The organism is Fuerstiella marisgermanici, from assembly GCF_001983935.1.
GTDB classification, from domain to species: Bacteria; Planctomycetota; Planctomycetia; order Planctomycetales; family Planctomycetaceae; genus Fuerstiella; species Fuerstiella marisgermanici.
Map to the genome: position 1 here is coordinate 6722533 of NZ_CP017641.1, position 15623 is coordinate 6738155.

General features: G+C 55.8%; 11 protein-coding genes. 7 read left to right on the forward strand and 4 right to left on the reverse strand.

Features of this window, described 5'->3' with window-relative positions; all coding sequences use genetic code 11:
• The first annotated feature begins 2 nt into the window (after positions 1–2).
• From Fuma_RS25270 to Fuma_RS25280, 3 genes are all read left to right on the forward strand, one after another.
• Entirely contained in the window at positions 3–446 is a 444-nt protein-coding gene (locus Fuma_RS25270) for a TadE family protein (protein ID WP_077026567.1), read from the forward strand.
• 13 nt (positions 447–459) lie between these two features.
• Complete coding sequence (locus tag Fuma_RS36880) at positions 460–942, forward strand: TadE/TadG family type IV pilus assembly protein (protein ID WP_414655184.1); 483 nt, start codon at positions 460–462, stop codon at positions 940–942.
• A gap of 63 nt (positions 943–1005) precedes the next feature.
• Positions 1006–2475 (forward strand): pilus assembly protein TadG-related protein, encoded by a 1470-nt coding sequence (locus tag Fuma_RS25280; protein ID WP_077026569.1) that lies wholly within the window; start codon positions 1006–1008, stop codon positions 2473–2475.
• Between the two features lie 237 nt (positions 2476–2712).
• Here Fuma_RS25280 and Fuma_RS25285 read toward each other — a convergent pair whose 3' ends face one another.
• The 3 genes from Fuma_RS25285 to Fuma_RS25295 form a co-directional block, all read right to left on the reverse strand.
• The gene (locus tag Fuma_RS25285; RefSeq protein ID WP_083732318.1) at positions 2713–4845 is read right to left on the reverse strand and encodes a prolyl oligopeptidase family serine peptidase; all 2133 of its coding nucleotides are present in this window, start codon (positions 4843–4845) and stop codon (positions 2713–2715) included.
• 192 nt (positions 4846–5037) lie between these two features.
• Complete coding sequence (locus Fuma_RS25290) at positions 5038–7764, reverse strand: M16 family metallopeptidase (RefSeq protein ID WP_229360736.1); 2727 nt, start codon at positions 7762–7764, stop codon at positions 5038–5040.
• A 229-nt stretch (positions 7765–7993) separates the two neighbouring features.
• Entirely contained in the window at positions 7994–9685 is a 1692-nt protein-coding gene (locus tag Fuma_RS25295) for a solute:sodium symporter family transporter (protein ID WP_077026570.1), read from the reverse strand.
• A gap of 331 nt (positions 9686–10016) precedes the next feature.
• Between Fuma_RS25295 and Fuma_RS25300 the strand changes: the two genes are divergently transcribed.
• From Fuma_RS25300 to Fuma_RS25315, 4 genes are all read left to right on the forward strand, one after another.
• Positions 10017–10754: a hypothetical protein gene (locus tag Fuma_RS25300; RefSeq protein ID WP_077026571.1), complete on the forward strand. Its 738-nt coding sequence runs from the start codon at positions 10017–10019 to the stop codon at positions 10752–10754.
• 25 nt (positions 10755–10779) lie between these two features.
• On the forward strand, positions 10780–11733 hold the full coding sequence (locus tag Fuma_RS25305) for a ribonuclease E domain-containing protein (RefSeq protein ID WP_077026572.1): 954 nt from the start codon (positions 10780–10782) through the stop codon (positions 11731–11733).
• Between the two features lie 6 nt (positions 11734–11739).
• Positions 11740–12942: a hypothetical protein gene (locus Fuma_RS25310; protein ID WP_077026573.1), complete on the forward strand. Its 1203-nt coding sequence runs from the start codon at positions 11740–11742 to the stop codon at positions 12940–12942.
• 116 nt (positions 12943–13058) lie between these two features.
• Positions 13059–14393: an outer membrane protein assembly factor BamB family protein gene (locus Fuma_RS25315; RefSeq protein ID WP_083732319.1), complete on the forward strand. Its 1335-nt coding sequence runs from the start codon at positions 13059–13061 to the stop codon at positions 14391–14393.
• Here the strand turns inward: Fuma_RS25315 and Fuma_RS25320 are convergent.
• Positions 14390–15586 (reverse strand): glycosyltransferase, encoded by a 1197-nt coding sequence (locus Fuma_RS25320; protein ID WP_077026574.1) that lies wholly within the window; start codon positions 15584–15586, stop codon positions 14390–14392. The genes Fuma_RS25315 and Fuma_RS25320 overlap by 4 nt on opposite strands.
• Positions 15587–15623 lie beyond the last annotated feature (37 nt).

Here is a 15623-nt window from a genome sequence, read left to right on the forward strand (position 1 = left end):
CGATGCAAATTTCGCCCAATCCTAGCAGAGCCATTGTCGCAACGCCGCGACGGAACGGTACTTCGGCAGTTGAATGTGCTGTTGTCCTGCCGCTGATGCTGACGATCGCAATTGGCTGCACGGACTTTGCTCGCGCCATTCACGTGGACATCGCCGTTACCAACTGTGCGCGAGCCGGAAGTGATTATGCTGCAACGAACCGGTTTACTTCCGATACACGAAGCAGCTGGGTTGAAGAGATCACTGCGATCGCCACAGAAGAAGCATCGACGATTCCTGACTTCGACGATTCGAAATTCAGCGTTGAGGTGACTGATACACCATTGGGTGATCGTGTGCTGGTTTCGGTGACTTGCAATTATCGCTTCGAACGAGTCGTTGCCTGGCCTGGTTTACCTTCGAACATCGAACTGACGCACACTGTCGCGATGACTCAATATCAGTAGAACGGGATCGGTAATGAGGTCTGCACCAACAGCAACAAACACTGCCACGCCGCGTTCAGTCGCATGCGCTGAGACGAAGGGCCGCTCTGGAGTGGTTGTCGCTGAGAGCGCGATTGTCTTGATAGTCGTGGTGGTGTCCTGCATGGCGGTGCTGGACCTGGGGATGAACGTTGCGCGATCGAATAGTCTGTCCGATTGCGCACGCCATGCTGCTCGTTTTGCCATGTTGCACGGATCGACTGCGCCGGAAGGTTTAGGGCCGCAGGAGTGGTCCGGAACTGTCAGTGACGACCATCCGGTCGCTGACATCATTCGAAACAGGCTGTTGGCAATGGCGCCAGACGCGGTGGGGTTGACGATAACCTGGCCTGACGGCGGTAACTCGAAATCTGAAAGAGTGACAGTTGAACTCGAATTCCAGCCTCCGCAGCTTTCGGCAATAAGTAGCGGCCTGTCGCCTCTTCAAGCTCGATCAACGATGCGCATCCTTCGCTAGTACTTTGATGATGACAGCCAGCTTTGAGACCTTGCAATGAACGTACACCAACCAAGTCATCGAATGAAAAGCAGTGCTTCGCAACAGTATCGAAGTGGCAAGATCCTGATTGCTCTAGCCGTCAGTCTTCCTGCGCTGTTCGCTGTATTGGGCCTGTACGTCGACGGTAGCATGATGCTTTTAAGAACTCGAGAACTGCAAGCTCAGGCGGATGCGGCTGCGACGGCTGCCGCGTTTAGTCTTATGACGGACGACGGCATCATGGAAGACGTCGCGGATGATTTTGTCCGCATCCACAATGGCAACACTTCTGCCGTCGTCACGACTCATCATCCGCCGTTGACGGGTGACTATGCCGGCAACACGGACTACGTCGCAGTCACTGTTCAGAGAGCGTTCGACGGTTTCTTCAGCGCAGTGGCCGGAAACACGACTCGCAATCTTCGGGTCACCGCCGTCGCCGGAATCGAGCCAGTCACTGAGCCCGCTGCAGTTGTCGTGTTGGAACCGGATCCCGAAGTCATTACGTACGGCCCGCTTCTTTCCTCGCTGATTCCGGGGATCCAGCCGCAGGTAGCTGGCTTGGAAGTGCTGGGTCTAGGGGAACTGGTTGTAGACGGTGCCGTACTTGTGAATAACGAATGGGGAGGCGTCGATGAAAACGGCGAGCGTGTTGGCGAAACGATGCTGATCGAATCGGCATGTGCGTGTACGCCACTGCTGACCACGTCGCGTATTCGGGCAGAGGATATCCACGTTGTTGGCGGGGTCGACTCCGTAGTTAAGTATTGCAGCAACGAAAATGGCTCACCTTCACCATTGAAGGCCAACCGTCGGCCGACCACCGACCCTTTGATCGACTTGACTGTACCAACGTCATCTTCAGATCCTTCGAACGTGGATTCGGCCAACCGTGGCACGGTCAACGTCGTCTCACTGCCGCTGGTCGGTTTTTCGACCACGCTGCAGCCAGGTGTGTATGACTCTATACAAATTGTCGGTGGCCGCGTGACGTTTGAACCGGGTATTTACATCATCAAGGGTGCCAATCCGCTGACTGGTATCAGCCTGCTACTGGCGGAGTGCATCGTGAATGCCAACGACGTGATGTTCTACATCACAAATTCTTCCGGTTACTCAGTTCACTCCGGACTGCCGGATGGCGGCGACGAAGATAACGCTCCGCCAAGTTACGTTGGCATAAATCTCGGCCCCAGTGTGGTGATGACGAATCTGGTCGGAGCCAGTTCATTGTCGCCGCTGGATGATCCATCAAGTCCCTATGACGGCATGCTGCTTTTCCAGCGGCGTTGGGACCGTCGCCCGATCATTCTCATTCAAACAAACATTCTGTGTGACATGCAGGTGTCCGGTCACATCTACGCCAAATGGGCGCCGCTGTTTGTCGTGGGCAACGGGACGTTCGAATCTGCCATGGCCGTAGGAAGCCTGCGAACTGTCGTGGTCGGCAGGGTGTCCATCGAGCCCACATCAAAATTTGATGGAGCTCGAGGCGTTTTTCTGGTGGAATGACCGAGCCACGCCAGATCGCATACGGTTGGTTCTGCCCGGTTGGCTACCTGCCTTAACGCAGGTAGCCTTTCGATCTCCGAACAGGCGATGGCGCAGGTGATCGTTGGCTGCTACAGTGTTTCACGCTGACTTGTGGCCGCGAAAATCGGTATTGGTCCTACGAGGGCCGGTTCCCACGAGCCAGCACCGTCCACAACAAAGCGTGAATTGCTCTATCAGCCGTCTGGCAGACCGCCTCTATTCAGGCGACGAGACATCCAGTCCGAGATGCTTTGCCAGGAAGGCCCACTGGTCGGCGACTTCTTCAATCACCATGGCAGTTGGTTTGCCTGAACCGTGGCCAGCTCGGGTTTCGATGCGGATCAGAACCGGTTTGTCACCGGATTGGCAGGCCTGCAATTGAGCCGCAAATTTGAAGCTATGGCCCGGGACAACTCGGTCGTCGGTATCGGCAGTTGTGATTAAGGTGGCCGGATATCGAGTCCCGGCCTTGAGGTTCTGATACGGCGAATACGCGAGCAGTGCTTTAAATTCTTCCGGATTGTCGGCTGAACCGTAGTCATCCACCCAAAACCGGCCTGCAGTGAATTTGTGGAAACGAAGCATGTCCATCACTCCAACGGCTGGCAGGCACGCGGCGTAGAGCTCTGGTCGTTGCGTCATGCAGGCACCGACCAGGAGACCGCCGTTGCTGCCTCCCTGAATGGCGAGTTTCTTCGACGATGTATACTTGTTGTCGATTAGCCATTCGGCCGCTGCGATGAAGTCGTCAAAGACATTCTGTTTGTTGAGTTTCGTGCCAGCCTTGTGCCACGGTTCGCCGTACTCGCCGCCGCCACGCAGGTTCGGCATCGCGAAGACGCCTCCCATCTCCATCCACGCCAGACGACTCACGCTAAACCTCGGCGGCAGTGAAATGTTGAAACCGCCGTAGCCGTACAGCAGCGTAGCGTAGTTGCCGTCCAGCTTCAGTCCCTTGCGGTGGCAGATGAACATGGGCACTTTTGTGCCGTCCTTGCTGGCGTAGAAAATCTGTTTGGTTTCATAGTCGTCCGGATTGAATTTTACGTCGGCTTGCCGAAGCAGCGTACTTTCGCCGGTTTCGATGTCGTAGCGGTAGGTGCTTGTCGGCACGGCAAAGCTGCTGAAGCTGTAGAAGGTTTCTTTGTGGTCTCGCTTGCCACCGAAGCCGGATGCTGAGCCGATGCCGGGGAATTTGACCTCACGGATAAACTTGCCGTCCATGTCATACCAGCGGACCTGAGTCTTCGCGTCTTGCAGGTACTGACCCACAAACCTGTTGCCGACGATCCCGATTCCCAGTAGCGCGTTTTCCGTTTCTGCGACAACCTGCTTCCAGTGTTCCCGCTCAGGCTTCTTGAGGTCGATCGCGATGACTCGACCCAGTGGTGCGTCCAGATTTGTCTGAAACAGAAGTGTGTCGTCGTTGTTGTCGAGAAATCCGTAAAGGTGCTCGAAGTTGTCGATCAGCATGAACGGTTCTGCATCTGAGTCCGTCAGGTCTTTGACGGCGATACGATAGCGATCGTCTGTCCCCTTCCAGATCGTGATGACAAGGTACTTGCCGTCTTCAGAAACTGACGCCTGCATGCCCCATTCCGGTTCGTCGGGGCGAGCGAAAACCAATTCGTCTTCGGCCTGATCCGTTCCGACTCGGTGGTAGAACACTTTCTGATTAAGGTTCAGCGACTGAAACTTGGCGCCTTCTTTGGGTTCGTCGTACCGCGAGTAGAAGAAACCTTTGCTGTCCGGCGTCCAAGCGATGCTGCTGAATTTGATCCATTTCAGTTCGTCGTCCAGCAGCTTGCCGGATTCGATTTCCATGATCTTCCACACACGCCAGTCGGATCCTCCGTCCTGAATTCCGTAGGCCGCGTACTTGCCGTCCTCGCTGAACTCCGTGCCGGCCAAAGCAATCGTGCCGTCTTCGGACCATGTGTTGGGATCGATGAGAATTTGCGGCTCAGCGTCCAGAGTTTCCTGCATGTACAGCACGCTCTGATTCTGCAGCCCGTCGTTGCGGAAGAAGTAGTACCGCCCGCCTTCTTTGGAGGGAGCGCTGATTTTTTCGTAGTTCCACAGTTCCGTGATACGTTCTTCGATCTGATCACGGCCGGGCAGTTTTCTGAGGTAGTCGAAGGTGACTTTGTTTTGCGCCTCAACCCATTCGGCCACTTCCTCAGACTCACGAACGTCGTCTTCCAGCCAGCGATACGGATCGTGAACTTTGGTGCCGTGGTAGTCGTCGTGGTGGTCGACGGTTTTTGTGTCCGGGTACACGAGGTTGGTGTCCTGTGCAGTTGCGAAGGAAGGGGCGAACAGGGCTGTCAGCAGAATGAGTCGATACATGGCTTGGGGCCTGAACTGAGAAGCGGATGTTAGAATATGAGTCGTTTAACCCGTAGCCGGAGGCGCAGGCGCTGTTGGAGACGGTTGTGTCGCAGTTGGAATGTGTGGAATTACGGAAGCCTATCAGAAGACACCTGCGCCTCCGGCTACGGCTTAAACGAGCCGGTGGCTTCGTCGCGAACACGCCGTCATTCACTCTTTCCCGAAGTCACCCGCCATCACGATGATCAGTTGTTCCGGATCAAGATGCTTGCGCAGCGCTGCGTTGACGTCTGCTACTGTAAGCTGCCGCACCTTGTCTTCAAAGTCGACCGCGAATCGCATGGTCCGGTCGGTGAAGGCGTAAGTGGCCAGCGTTTGAGCCAGGCTGGCATCTGTCGAGCGACTCAATTCCCGCTGCTGCAGAGCGGCCTCTTTTTTCATGGCCAGTTCTTCTTCTGTGATGCCGTCTTTCAACAGCTTTGTAATTTCTTCCTGAATCACTTCGTGAACGCGATCGATCTTGTCCGGGTTCGTGATGGCATAAGCATAGAACGATGTGCGGTCATCCACGGGCGATGCCTGTAACGACGCCGATACTCCGTATGACAAGCCTTCGTCCTGACGAACTCTATCGGCCAGTCGTGATGACAATGAACCGCCACCCAGAATGTTGACGCCGAGCAACAGGGCAGGGTAGTCGGGGTGAGTGTCCTTCATGGGCACCGTCATGGTCGCGAAGTAGGTCGCCTGAGCCTTGTCTGGCGTGTTGATTTTTCTGATGCGATCTTCCGGGCTGTCGAACGCTTCTCGCGGGATGTGAGCGTACTTCACTTTTGAGTCCCAGTCCGACAGGAATTCAGCCACGGTATTAGTGACCTGTTCCGGATCGAAGTCGCCGACGACAGTTAATTCTCCGTGCCTTGCCTGCATCAGTGACTGGTAGACGTTCTTGATTTCGTCCAGCGTGACGTTCTTCAACAGTTCGATGTCTTCCTCAAGGCTGCTGACGTAACGCGGGTCATCCTTGTCGTATCGGTCCAACAGTTCGCGTGCCGTGTTGGAAGCGATGGCGGTTGGGTCGGTCAGTCGTTTTTCAGACGACGCCAGAATGGCTTCGCGCAGTAGTTCGAGTTCCTGATCAGGGAAGGACGGATTTCTGAGCATGTCGCCGATCAACATCAACACCGGCTGCAGATTGCCGCGTTTCGTTTTCAGGCTGACGGTGACTCGACCAGGGCTGCCGCTAATGGAAAGCTCAGCCAGATACTTATCCAGTTCGTCCTGGATTTCCTGTCGTGTTTTGGTCTTGGTGCCTCGGCTTAGCATCGACGCCATCAACTGCGCGGCGGTTGCTTTGCCGGTCAGGCTTTCGACGTCGCCGTAACGAAGCGTCATTCGCACAGTCACGGTTTCGCCACGCGTTCTTTTCGGCAGCAGAGTAACCTGAATGCCTTCGTTGATGGTCTTCCGCGTCAGACGTTTTTCGATGGCCATCGGAGCGGCGTCGAAAGCTTCGCCCTGAGCTACCTGAGCACGGCCTTTATAGTCGCCGATCATTTCTGCGAGGTCCGGCGTTTCCGGCACCTTTGTACGTTCGGGGGCATCGGTTGGTTCGAACAGCCCAGCCGTCCGGTTGGTAGACGTGAGATAAAAGTCGGCCATTCGATTGACGTCTTCAACGGTGACTTTTTCCAGCCGATCGCGATACAAAAACAACAGCCGCCAATCGCCCTGAGCGGCCCAGTCACTGAGTGCGATGGCCAGATCCTGGGAGTTTGCGAAACTCATTTCCCACTGCTTCTGAAGTTCCAGCCGGGCACGATCCACTTCTGCCTGAGTAATCGGCTTCTCGGTGACTCCTTCCGCCACGTCAATCATCTGCTGCAACAGCGATGTCGCATCGATCCCCTGAGCTGCTTCGGCCATGAAGAACATTACGCCTGGATCATGCAGCGAAAACGAGCCACCGGAAACTTGAGCAGCCTGTCGCTTTTTGACCAGTGCCTCATACAGTCGTCCGGAAGGATTCGCAGCGATGACAGTCGAAAGCGTGTCGACCGCCACAAAATCCGGATGAGCGCCGGCCGGAATGTGATACATCAGCCCCGCCATCGGTACTTCGCCGACGCGCCGCAACGTCACCAGGCGATCGCCGTCCTGAGCGGGTTCTTCTGTGTAGGTTTGGTTCAGTTCGCGTTCCGGCTTTGGAATGGCACCGAAGTATTTTTGAGCGAACTGCAACGCCATGGCGGGATCGAATTTGCCAGCCACAATCAGTATCGCGTTATCCGGCTGATAGAAACGTTTGTAGAACCGCTTGAGGTTGTCGACTGGCACGCGTTCGATGTCGGCCTGGTTCCCGATCGTCGACTTGCCGTAATTGTGCCATTCGTAAGCGGCCGCAGTCATGCGCTGCCGCAGAATTCGCGAAGGGCTGTTTTCGCCGCGTTCGAATTCATTGCGGACGACCGTCATTTCGGATTCCAGGTCTTCACCTTTGATAAAGCTGTTGACCATGCGGTCGGCTTCCAGGCGGATTGCGAATTCCAGATTGTCATCGCTGGCGGGCATCGTTTCGTAGTAGTTGGTCCGGTCCAGCCATGTGGTTCCGTTAAACCTCGCACCGCGAGCGTTCAGGGCTTTGGGCACGTCGGGATGATCGGGTGTACCTTTGAAGACCATGTGCTCCAACAGGTGAGCCATCCCGGCTTCGCCGTAGCCTTCGTGACGAGAACCGACCAGCACCGTCAGGTTGACCGTGACCTTGGGCAGTGATTCGTCGGGGAACAACAGCACCTTGAGTCCGTTGTCGAGATGGTATTCAGAAATTCCTTCGACGGATCGAAGTGGTTCGGGCATTTTTTCGTCCGCATTAGTCGGCAACATCGAAACCATGCCGATCAGCATGGTGGCCGTGATGAAAGTGAAACGATTCATGGCGTGCATTCCGTTTGAAAGCAAATCGGGCGCGTGAGTGTCTCTGTGGGGCGTCGGCGGACCGCAGCAGCGATCAACCAACCGCAAATTCTAGCAGTTGTCGTCAGTGGGGGAATGGAGTGCTCGTTCGCTCGCTCGCCGAGACCAACACGAATTCTCAAGGACGTGGTGAGCATCTTGTCGCTCGTTTCTACTGAACTTGGCTCGCCCGGCAGCGGTGGTTGATCCATTATTCGCCTGTACCAACGTCGACCGCTGGCGGATGTACGGCCTGAAATTCCGCTTTAATCTGCTCGCCATTAATCGTACCGAACTCGCCAGCAAAGCCGATGTACATGATTGCAATCAACACAACGACTCCCACGCCGACAGGTTTTGCAAACCGCCACGGAGTGATGTCCACGTCTTCAGAATACTTCTGTACGTACGGTTCGGATCGCGGTGCAACCAGGCGAATCAGGTACATCAACGCAATCAGGAACACGAAGTTTAATGCCGCCACATGCAGCCAGTGCAACGCCACGCCGCCGATGTGATTTCCGCTGTAGATTCCGAAGTAGGATTGAAACGCTATTCCCGCGACCAACGCCGCGTTAGCAGCAGCGGCCGGCGCGCGGCGACTGAAAAAGCCCATGAATACAATCCCCAGCAGTGGGATATTCAGCACGGCCGCGATGTTCTTCATCAAGTCGAACAGACCTTCTTTTTCGGCCAGCGGTGCCAGAAACAGGACTAAGCCGATGCTGACGGGGATGATCACAAGGGCACTGATCTTGCCGACGCGAACGGTTTCGACTTCCGTGGCATTGGGACGCAGCCAACCCTTGTACAGGTCTACGCTAAAGAGCGTGCTGCCACTGTTCAGGAAGCTATTGAAGGAACTCAGGATCGCCCCGAAGATTGTCGCGGCGAAAAAGCCGACGGCCCAGCTGGGCAGCGTCAGATTCACCAGGTAGCCGTAGGCCTGAGTCGGTCGTTCGGGCGGCGGCACGTCCATTTCTGATGCGATGTGCCACGCGATAATCCCCGGTAGCACAAGGTATATCGGTCCGGCCAGCTTCATCACCGACGCGAACAGAACGCCTTTCTGTCCTTCGGCAAGACTCTTCGAAGCCAGCGTCCGCTGCACGATTCCTTGGTTAGTACACCAGTAGTAAATCGTGATCAATGTCATCCCGGTGAACAGGGTGCTCCACGGAATATTGGAATTGTGGTCGCCCAGCGAAGACAACCGCTGAGGTTGTGACTCAGCCAGTACCGACAATCCGTCGATCGTACTTCCATCACCGATGTAGGCCAGACCCAGCACCGGAATCATCAGTCCGCCGATGACCAGTCCCACGCCGTTGACCGTGTCCGATACAGCGACAGCCTTTAAACCGCCGAGGACCGCGTAACAGCCGCCGACCGTTGCCAGCAACGTGCTTACCACGAGCAGGTTCACCCACCGAGTGTTGGTGCCGATCAGTTCCGGGACGCCAAAGACGTCGATCATAAATTCCGTGCCGGACAGCAGCACGAAGGGCAGTACATTCAGCACGATCGACGCCAGAAAAATCACGGAGGTCAGTGATCGAGTAGTGCTGTTGTAACGCAGCTCGAGATATTCCGGGATCGTGGTGATGCCACTCTTAAGGTATCGCGGCAGGAAGATGATGGCCATGGCAACGATGGCCAGCGACGACCAAACTTCCCACGCCATCACGATCATACCGTTTTCGTACGCGCCGCTGTTCAGGCCGACAAGCTGCTCGGTCGACAGGTTCGTCAGCAGCAGCGAACCGCCCACAACGAACCATGAGAGGCCTCGGCCCGCCAGAAAATATCCGGTCGACGTTTGCTGATCGTCGTTGTGAGTTCGCCACCAGGCAACGACGGCGACAAGGCATGTAAAGAACAGAAAGGACAGCGCTGTGGTCATATTGGGGACGTCTCAATCTGCGAACGCGAAATCTGCGTTTGTTAAGGGTTTTTATAAACGGCCGCCATTCTGTGGAAATGGCCGGTCGATAACCAGCACTCCTGGTCTTTGTTGCCGGTATTTTTTGTGGAACCCGAGCATCGTGATTCAACGCATCACCGGAAGCGGTTTCACAGCGTTTTCGCTAACGAAAACAGTTTCTGCCGCGTATGATAGAGTCGTTAGTAACTGTCGGATCGCCCCTCAATCGACCAGTGCCGCCGAGGGTTGCGAACCCTAACCGCTTTGACGCCAACAGTTTGCGTGTCTTGTTGCAAGCCGGAATACGTTCATGTCATCAACAATGCTCACCGACGATATCGCCAAAACAGAATTGAAAACTGAGAACTCAGCATGGGCAAAGCCGGCTGAGTTTGACGAATTTGATTATGTTCCCGTTTCGCCATGGGGGCCCGTGGCGATTGTGCTGGGGATTGCCAGCCTGACAGGCTTCACCAACAGCGTGTTTGGTCTGGTGATAGCTGCAATGGGCGTGGTGATTGGGATTTCGGCCGTATTTCGGGTGCGAGCTGCGGCCGGAGCGGCAAAAGGAACATGGATGGCCGTTGTGGGCACTCTTGCGTCGGTCCTGTGCCTGACGTTTGGGTCAATGAAGCTGGTCAATGCCTACGAAACGGAATGTCCTCCGGGATTTAAGCGAGTCAACTTTCCGAACGAAATTTCGGCTCATGAGTTCGTGTACTACGGTGGCCTTCGTCGGTTGCATCCGAAAGTTGCTCCGCTGATCGGCGAGAAAGTCTTTCTCAAGGGCTTCATGTGGCAGACTCAACGATCGGAAGGTCTGACTGAGTTCGTGTTTCTGAAAGACAATGGGGAATGCTGTTTCGGTGGCGATCCCAAGCCATACGACATGATGGTGGTAAAAATGGTCGATGGCCAAACCACCGACGCCTACACTGGAATGGTGGCTGTGGCCGGAGTGCTGAACGCAAATGTGCGTGCAGCGGAAGGTGAGCCGGTTTACACAGTCGACGCCACGATGGTCGAAGAAGCTCGCACGTCGTTTTAACCTGTTTCAATTGGAGACGCTGAGAATGGATTTCGGCCTGCTCAGAAAATTCACACTTGCCGCATTCCCAGCGATCACAGCGGTGCTGCTGGCCGGGTGTTCTTCGTCCGAAGGGTTCGTTGACTATGCGGACATTCCAGCGCCCTCGCCAACTGAAAACGACAAAAGCGAACCGGTGGCCCCCGAGCCCGTCATAGGCGCTGAAACGGCTGAGACTAATACGGCTGACGCTGAAACGCCAGGTGCCGTTGCTGAACCAGAAGGCTCTGGCGATGAGGCAACGGAAGCCGTGTCGGACGCAAAGCCGAAATCGCCAACGCCGATGGCTGATTCGAATGCCGTTGTCGCCGTCTCAAAGACAGCACCCGGTGACGAGCAACCGGAGGTCGCGACTGAGGCCGACGATCAGCCGAAACCGACAGCGGTCGCGCGAGACACGGCCAGTCCTGATCCGGCAGCGATGAGCGATTCCACAAAGACGGTAGTCGCCGACGCAACCGACGCTGGTAAAGCAGCGGAGGAATCGTCATCGGAGCCACGTGAGATCAAGCTCCTGATCCCGGAAAAGCGATTTCGTCCAGAAGGCGATTCCAAAGCGCTTCGGCTGTCGTACGACGACATCGATCTGCTGAAGGTCCTGAATATGGAACCCGTTCCGCCAGACGCGGTCGACCATTTCCCGCAATGGTTAAAGGACCTGGACGGAAAACGTGTGCGGCTGCGAGGCTTCATGTATCCCACATTTGTCGCGTCCGGGATCACTCAGTTCGGTCTGGCTCGCGACAACGGCATCTGTTGTTTTGTCAAGCAGCCAAAGATCTACGACATGTTTTACGTGTTGCTGGCGGATGGCGAGACGACGGATTACATTGAAAACAAGCCCTTCGATGTCGAGGGCATATTTAGAATTGTGCCGGAAGTCGAAGACGGTGAGTTGTACGAACTCTACAGAGTCGAAGACGCAATCGTTCTGAAGTAAGTGACCATGAAAAATATCTGCTACTCATTGCTGGCCGCGCTTTCGATAAGCCTCGCGTCTGCAGCGGCCAACGCCGCGTTTTGTCCATTTTGTGATGCTCCGTCGCTGACGCTCGCAGAACAAATTGACCAGTCCGGGCACCTGGTCCTGGGCCAGTGGGTAGGCGGTGAGAAAGCGACCGATGACTCGGCGGGTTCGGCGAAGTTCAAGATCGTTGAAGTCGCGAAGACGAAGGGAGACGTCTTCAAAGTTGATCAGGAGATCGAACTGCCTCAGTACATCGCGGGCAAAGAAGATGGCCTGTACCTGTTGATGGGGCCGGATACAAAACTGATCGATTGGCACGCACCGACGGAAGTGACAAAGGAAGCTTGGAAGTACGTCGCTGAGATGCCGCCGCCTGTCACCGACCAGAAGGAACAAATCGAACGATTGGCCTACTTTCTGGATTTTCTGGAGCACCCGGAGCTAACAGTTTCCAACGATGCTTACGGCGAATTTGCAGCCGCTCCTTATGAAGTCATCGCGCCGTTGGCCGATCGCATGCCACGCGAGAAACTTCGCAAGTGGGTCTCAGATCCCGAGACGCCTGTGACTCGAATGGGGCTGTACGGTTTGCTGCTGGGATTGTGCGGCAAAGATGAAGACGCAGAAGCGATGAAGCACAAAATTCTGCATCCCGATTCTGACTTCCGGCTCGGTATTGAAGGCGCCATGTCCGGCTACCTGATCATCACCGGCGAAGATGGTCTGAAGGTCCTCGAAGACAGCAAGATGAAAGCGAAGACCTACACGGACAAGGACGGCAAAGAAGAAAAGCTGCCATTCAGTGAGACGTACGCTACCATGCAAACGCTCCGCTTTATGTGGACGTATGAGCCCGATCGAATTCCCAAAGACCGCCTCAAGCAGTCAATGCGAACTCTGCTCGAACGTCCGGAACTGGCTGACCTTGTTATCGCCGACTTGGCTCGCTGGAAGGACTGGGGCGTGCAGGAGCAGTTAATGGCGATGTACGACGACGAAGAGTTTGATATCCCGTCGATTAAGCGAGCCATCATCCGGTACATGTATTACTGCAGCGAAGACAAAGACAAGGAAGCCGAAGTCGTTCCCGAATACGCCGTTGCTGCAGCCGAACACCTCAAGGCTTTGGAGGCAAAAGATCCGAAGACCGTTCGCAACGCCAAGCGGTTCCTGATTCGGTAATACGCCTCCTTTCATGCACCGACGAATTGTGGATGTGAATCCACAGGTTTGCTTTACTCAAGACCCACACCGCCACCAGGTTGATCCAGGTGGCGTTTTGCTTTGGAGACTCAGCCATGTGGAACAGCAAGTTGCTTCTCGGCAGTTGGCTAATTTCAACCGTCGCAATCTTTTCCAGCAACGCACAGGCCCAACTGCCTTCGGACGCTTCCGCGAATTGGCACCATTGGCGTGGCCCAACGGCCGACGGTCGTGCGGCTGACGACGCCAAGCCGCCAGTCCGCTGGAGTGCGACGGAGAACGTAAAATGGACGGCTGCGATTCCGGGGCAGGGCACGTCCACGCCGATTGTGTGGGAAGATCAAATCTTCGTGCTTTCAGCGGAGCCGACTAACAAAAAAGCAGAGCAGGCACCGAAGAAGCACGAACGTTCGAAGACACAGCCGCCGGAAGTTTACTACCGCTTTATCGTGTCCAGTTTCAATCGTGAAACCGGCGACCTGGTCTGGCAACACGTGGCCGTGGAAGAAGTTCCGCACGAAGGTCACCACCCCACTCATACGTATGCAGGGGCGTCACCGACCACCGATGGTCAGCGGCTGTATGTGTCATTCGGCTCACGCGGCATCTTCTGCTATTCGTTGGACGGGAACCTGATCTGGAAAACCGATCTCGGCGACATGACGACTCGCTACGGCTGGGGTGAAGCTGTTACGCCGGTGGTGTACGGCGATTCGCTGATCGTTAATTGGGACCAGGAACAAGGTTCCTTCATCACGTGCCTGGACCCCGCCACCGGCAACGCGAAATGGAAGACTGATCGACCGGGTGAAGTGACATCATGGAATACGCCGCTGGTCACGAAAATAGATGGCCGCGGGATCGTGGTCGCCAACGGAACTGGCCGAGTTCGCGCGTACGACCTGAGCAGTGGTGATGAAATCTGGAATTGCGGCGGGCAGACGGTTAACGCGATTCCATCGCCCGTGCGACACGACGATTTCGTGGTTGCGATGAGCGGCTATCGGGGCGCCGCCGCATTTGCGATTCCGCTGGCTTCCCGCGGTGACGTCGCTGCAGCAGAAGCGTGGCGATGGAAGTATTCGAAAGGTACGCCGTATGTGCCTTCACCGGTGATCAGCGGCAACCGAATCTTCTACACCGGCGGCAATCGAGACATCCTGACGACGTTGAATGTCAACACGGGCGAACCAATCGGCGAACCCAGACGTCTGACGGGGCTTGGCAACGCGTATGCCTCGCCAGTTGCGGCCAACGGGCATCTGTACTTTCTCGGCCGCGATGGTGCCTGCGTGGTGCTGAAGGATGACGAATCTCTGGCCGCCGTTGCAGTCAACCGCCTGAACGACGCGACCGACGCATCACCAGTTGCCGTTGGCGACCAGTTGTTTTTACGCAGCTGGACCAAGCTGTACTGCGTGCAGCGTTAAGCGTTTTTGTAGGCGTGAACCCGGCGGCCCACGATGGCTCGCGCGATGCCAACCAGAAACGCAGTGTTCGCCAGCACGAAACTGAACGCGACGCCGGTGTACGGAATCCGTCGCCCCGTCGCCGCCGCCAGCCAGCCAAGAGCCGCCATGCCGAACAAGGCCAGATAAGGTGCCGCCGCTGCAAATGAGAAGGCGGTAGGTACCGTGATCAACAGCCAAGTGGACGAACACAGGGCGACCAATAAGAACACGGGCGAAAGCCAACGCATCAGCTTGTGTGACCACAATGCCAGTGCGTACCACGGATGCCGTAGTGGATTCAGCAAAGCCGGGCGAGACCACGTCCCCTGCCAGTTTCGCAGCGTTTGTCGAATACGACGTCGCAGCGTGATGCCGCTGCCTTCTTCAAATTCGTCAAATGCTTTGGCGTCCGGTTCGTGCACGACCAGGTAGCCCTGCTGCACGACGTCCAGCGGAACGATACAGTCTTCACCGATCGACGGATCCATTGTCTGTAGCAACTCACGCCGCACGGCAAAACTGGCACCAGCGACGACAGCCAGCCAACCCAGTTGAGATTCGAGGTGCCGAACTGTCATTTCGTAGTTCCAGTAGAACCCCTGACTGGTTGTGTTCGCATCGTTAGGGTTCGCCGCGTACAGCAGGCGACCATCGACAGCCCCAACGTTCGGATCACGAAACCGGTCTGCGATTCGCTGAAGAAAGTCGGAATCGAAAACGATGTCCGCATCGGTGAACACGACGATGTCCGACGTCACCTGTTTTAAGGCTTCGTTTTGAGTTCCCGTTTTGCCTAGTCCGGGAGATTCGAACAGGCTTACGCGATCGTCATCGAAATTGCGCACGATAGAACTGGTGCCGTCAGTTGAACCATCAGATGCGATCAGGACCTTCAGCCGATCGGCCGGATACTGACTTTCCAGAAGGTTGTGAATCCGCTTCGAAATCACTTCCTCTTCGTTGTGGACAGTTAACAGGACGGTCAGTTCGGGTTGCTCGTGTTCCGTTCTTGAGTCGGTTCCGAATGCTGTTTTGTCACGCCGCGCCGTTTTACTGTGGCTGCGAGAACGGAACATTTTTTGCAATGCAACGGCCAGTCGCAAAAAGCGGCCGTATCCGTCATATATCCAGTACAGGGCTGCTGTTGACGCAGCGAGGGCAATCCATGCCATGAGTCGATTCCTTCGACGACGATCTTTGAGCGGACCA

What these genes read in the sequence shown, in the direction of transcription:
- Fuma_RS25305 (WP_077026572.1), top strand. Translation starts at nt 10,780, where the DNA reads ATGGATTTCGGCCTGCTCAGAAAATTCACACTTGCCGCATTCCCAGCG.
- Fuma_RS25290 (WP_229360736.1), bottom strand. Translation starts at nt 7,764, where the DNA reads ATGAATCGTTTCACTTTCATCACGGCCACCATGCTGATCGGCATGGTT.
- Fuma_RS25280 (WP_077026569.1), top strand. Translation starts at nt 1,006, where the DNA reads ATGAAAAGCAGTGCTTCGCAACAGTATCGAAGTGGCAAGATCCTGATT.
- Fuma_RS25300 (WP_077026571.1), top strand. Translation starts at nt 10,017, where the DNA reads ATGTCATCAACAATGCTCACCGACGATATCGCCAAAACAGAATTGAAA.
- Fuma_RS25295 (WP_077026570.1), bottom strand. Translation starts at nt 9,685, where the DNA reads ATGACCACAGCGCTGTCCTTTCTGTTCTTTACATGCCTTGTCGCCGTC.
- Fuma_RS25270 (WP_077026567.1), top strand. Translation starts at nt 3, where the DNA reads ATGCAAATTTCGCCCAATCCTAGCAGAGCCATTGTCGCAACGCCGCGA.
- Fuma_RS25315 (WP_083732319.1), top strand. Translation starts at nt 13,059, where the DNA reads ATGTGGAACAGCAAGTTGCTTCTCGGCAGTTGGCTAATTTCAACCGTC.
- Fuma_RS25310 (WP_077026573.1), top strand. Translation starts at nt 11,740, where the DNA reads ATGAAAAATATCTGCTACTCATTGCTGGCCGCGCTTTCGATAAGCCTC.
- Fuma_RS25320 (WP_077026574.1), bottom strand. Translation starts at nt 15,586, where the DNA reads ATGGCATGGATTGCCCTCGCTGCGTCAACAGCAGCCCTGTACTGGATA.
- Fuma_RS25285 (WP_083732318.1), bottom strand. Translation starts at nt 4,845, where the DNA reads ATGTATCGACTCATTCTGCTGACAGCCCTGTTCGCCCCTTCCTTCGCA.
- Fuma_RS36880 (WP_414655184.1), top strand. Translation starts at nt 460, where the DNA reads ATGAGGTCTGCACCAACAGCAACAAACACTGCCACGCCGCGTTCAGTC.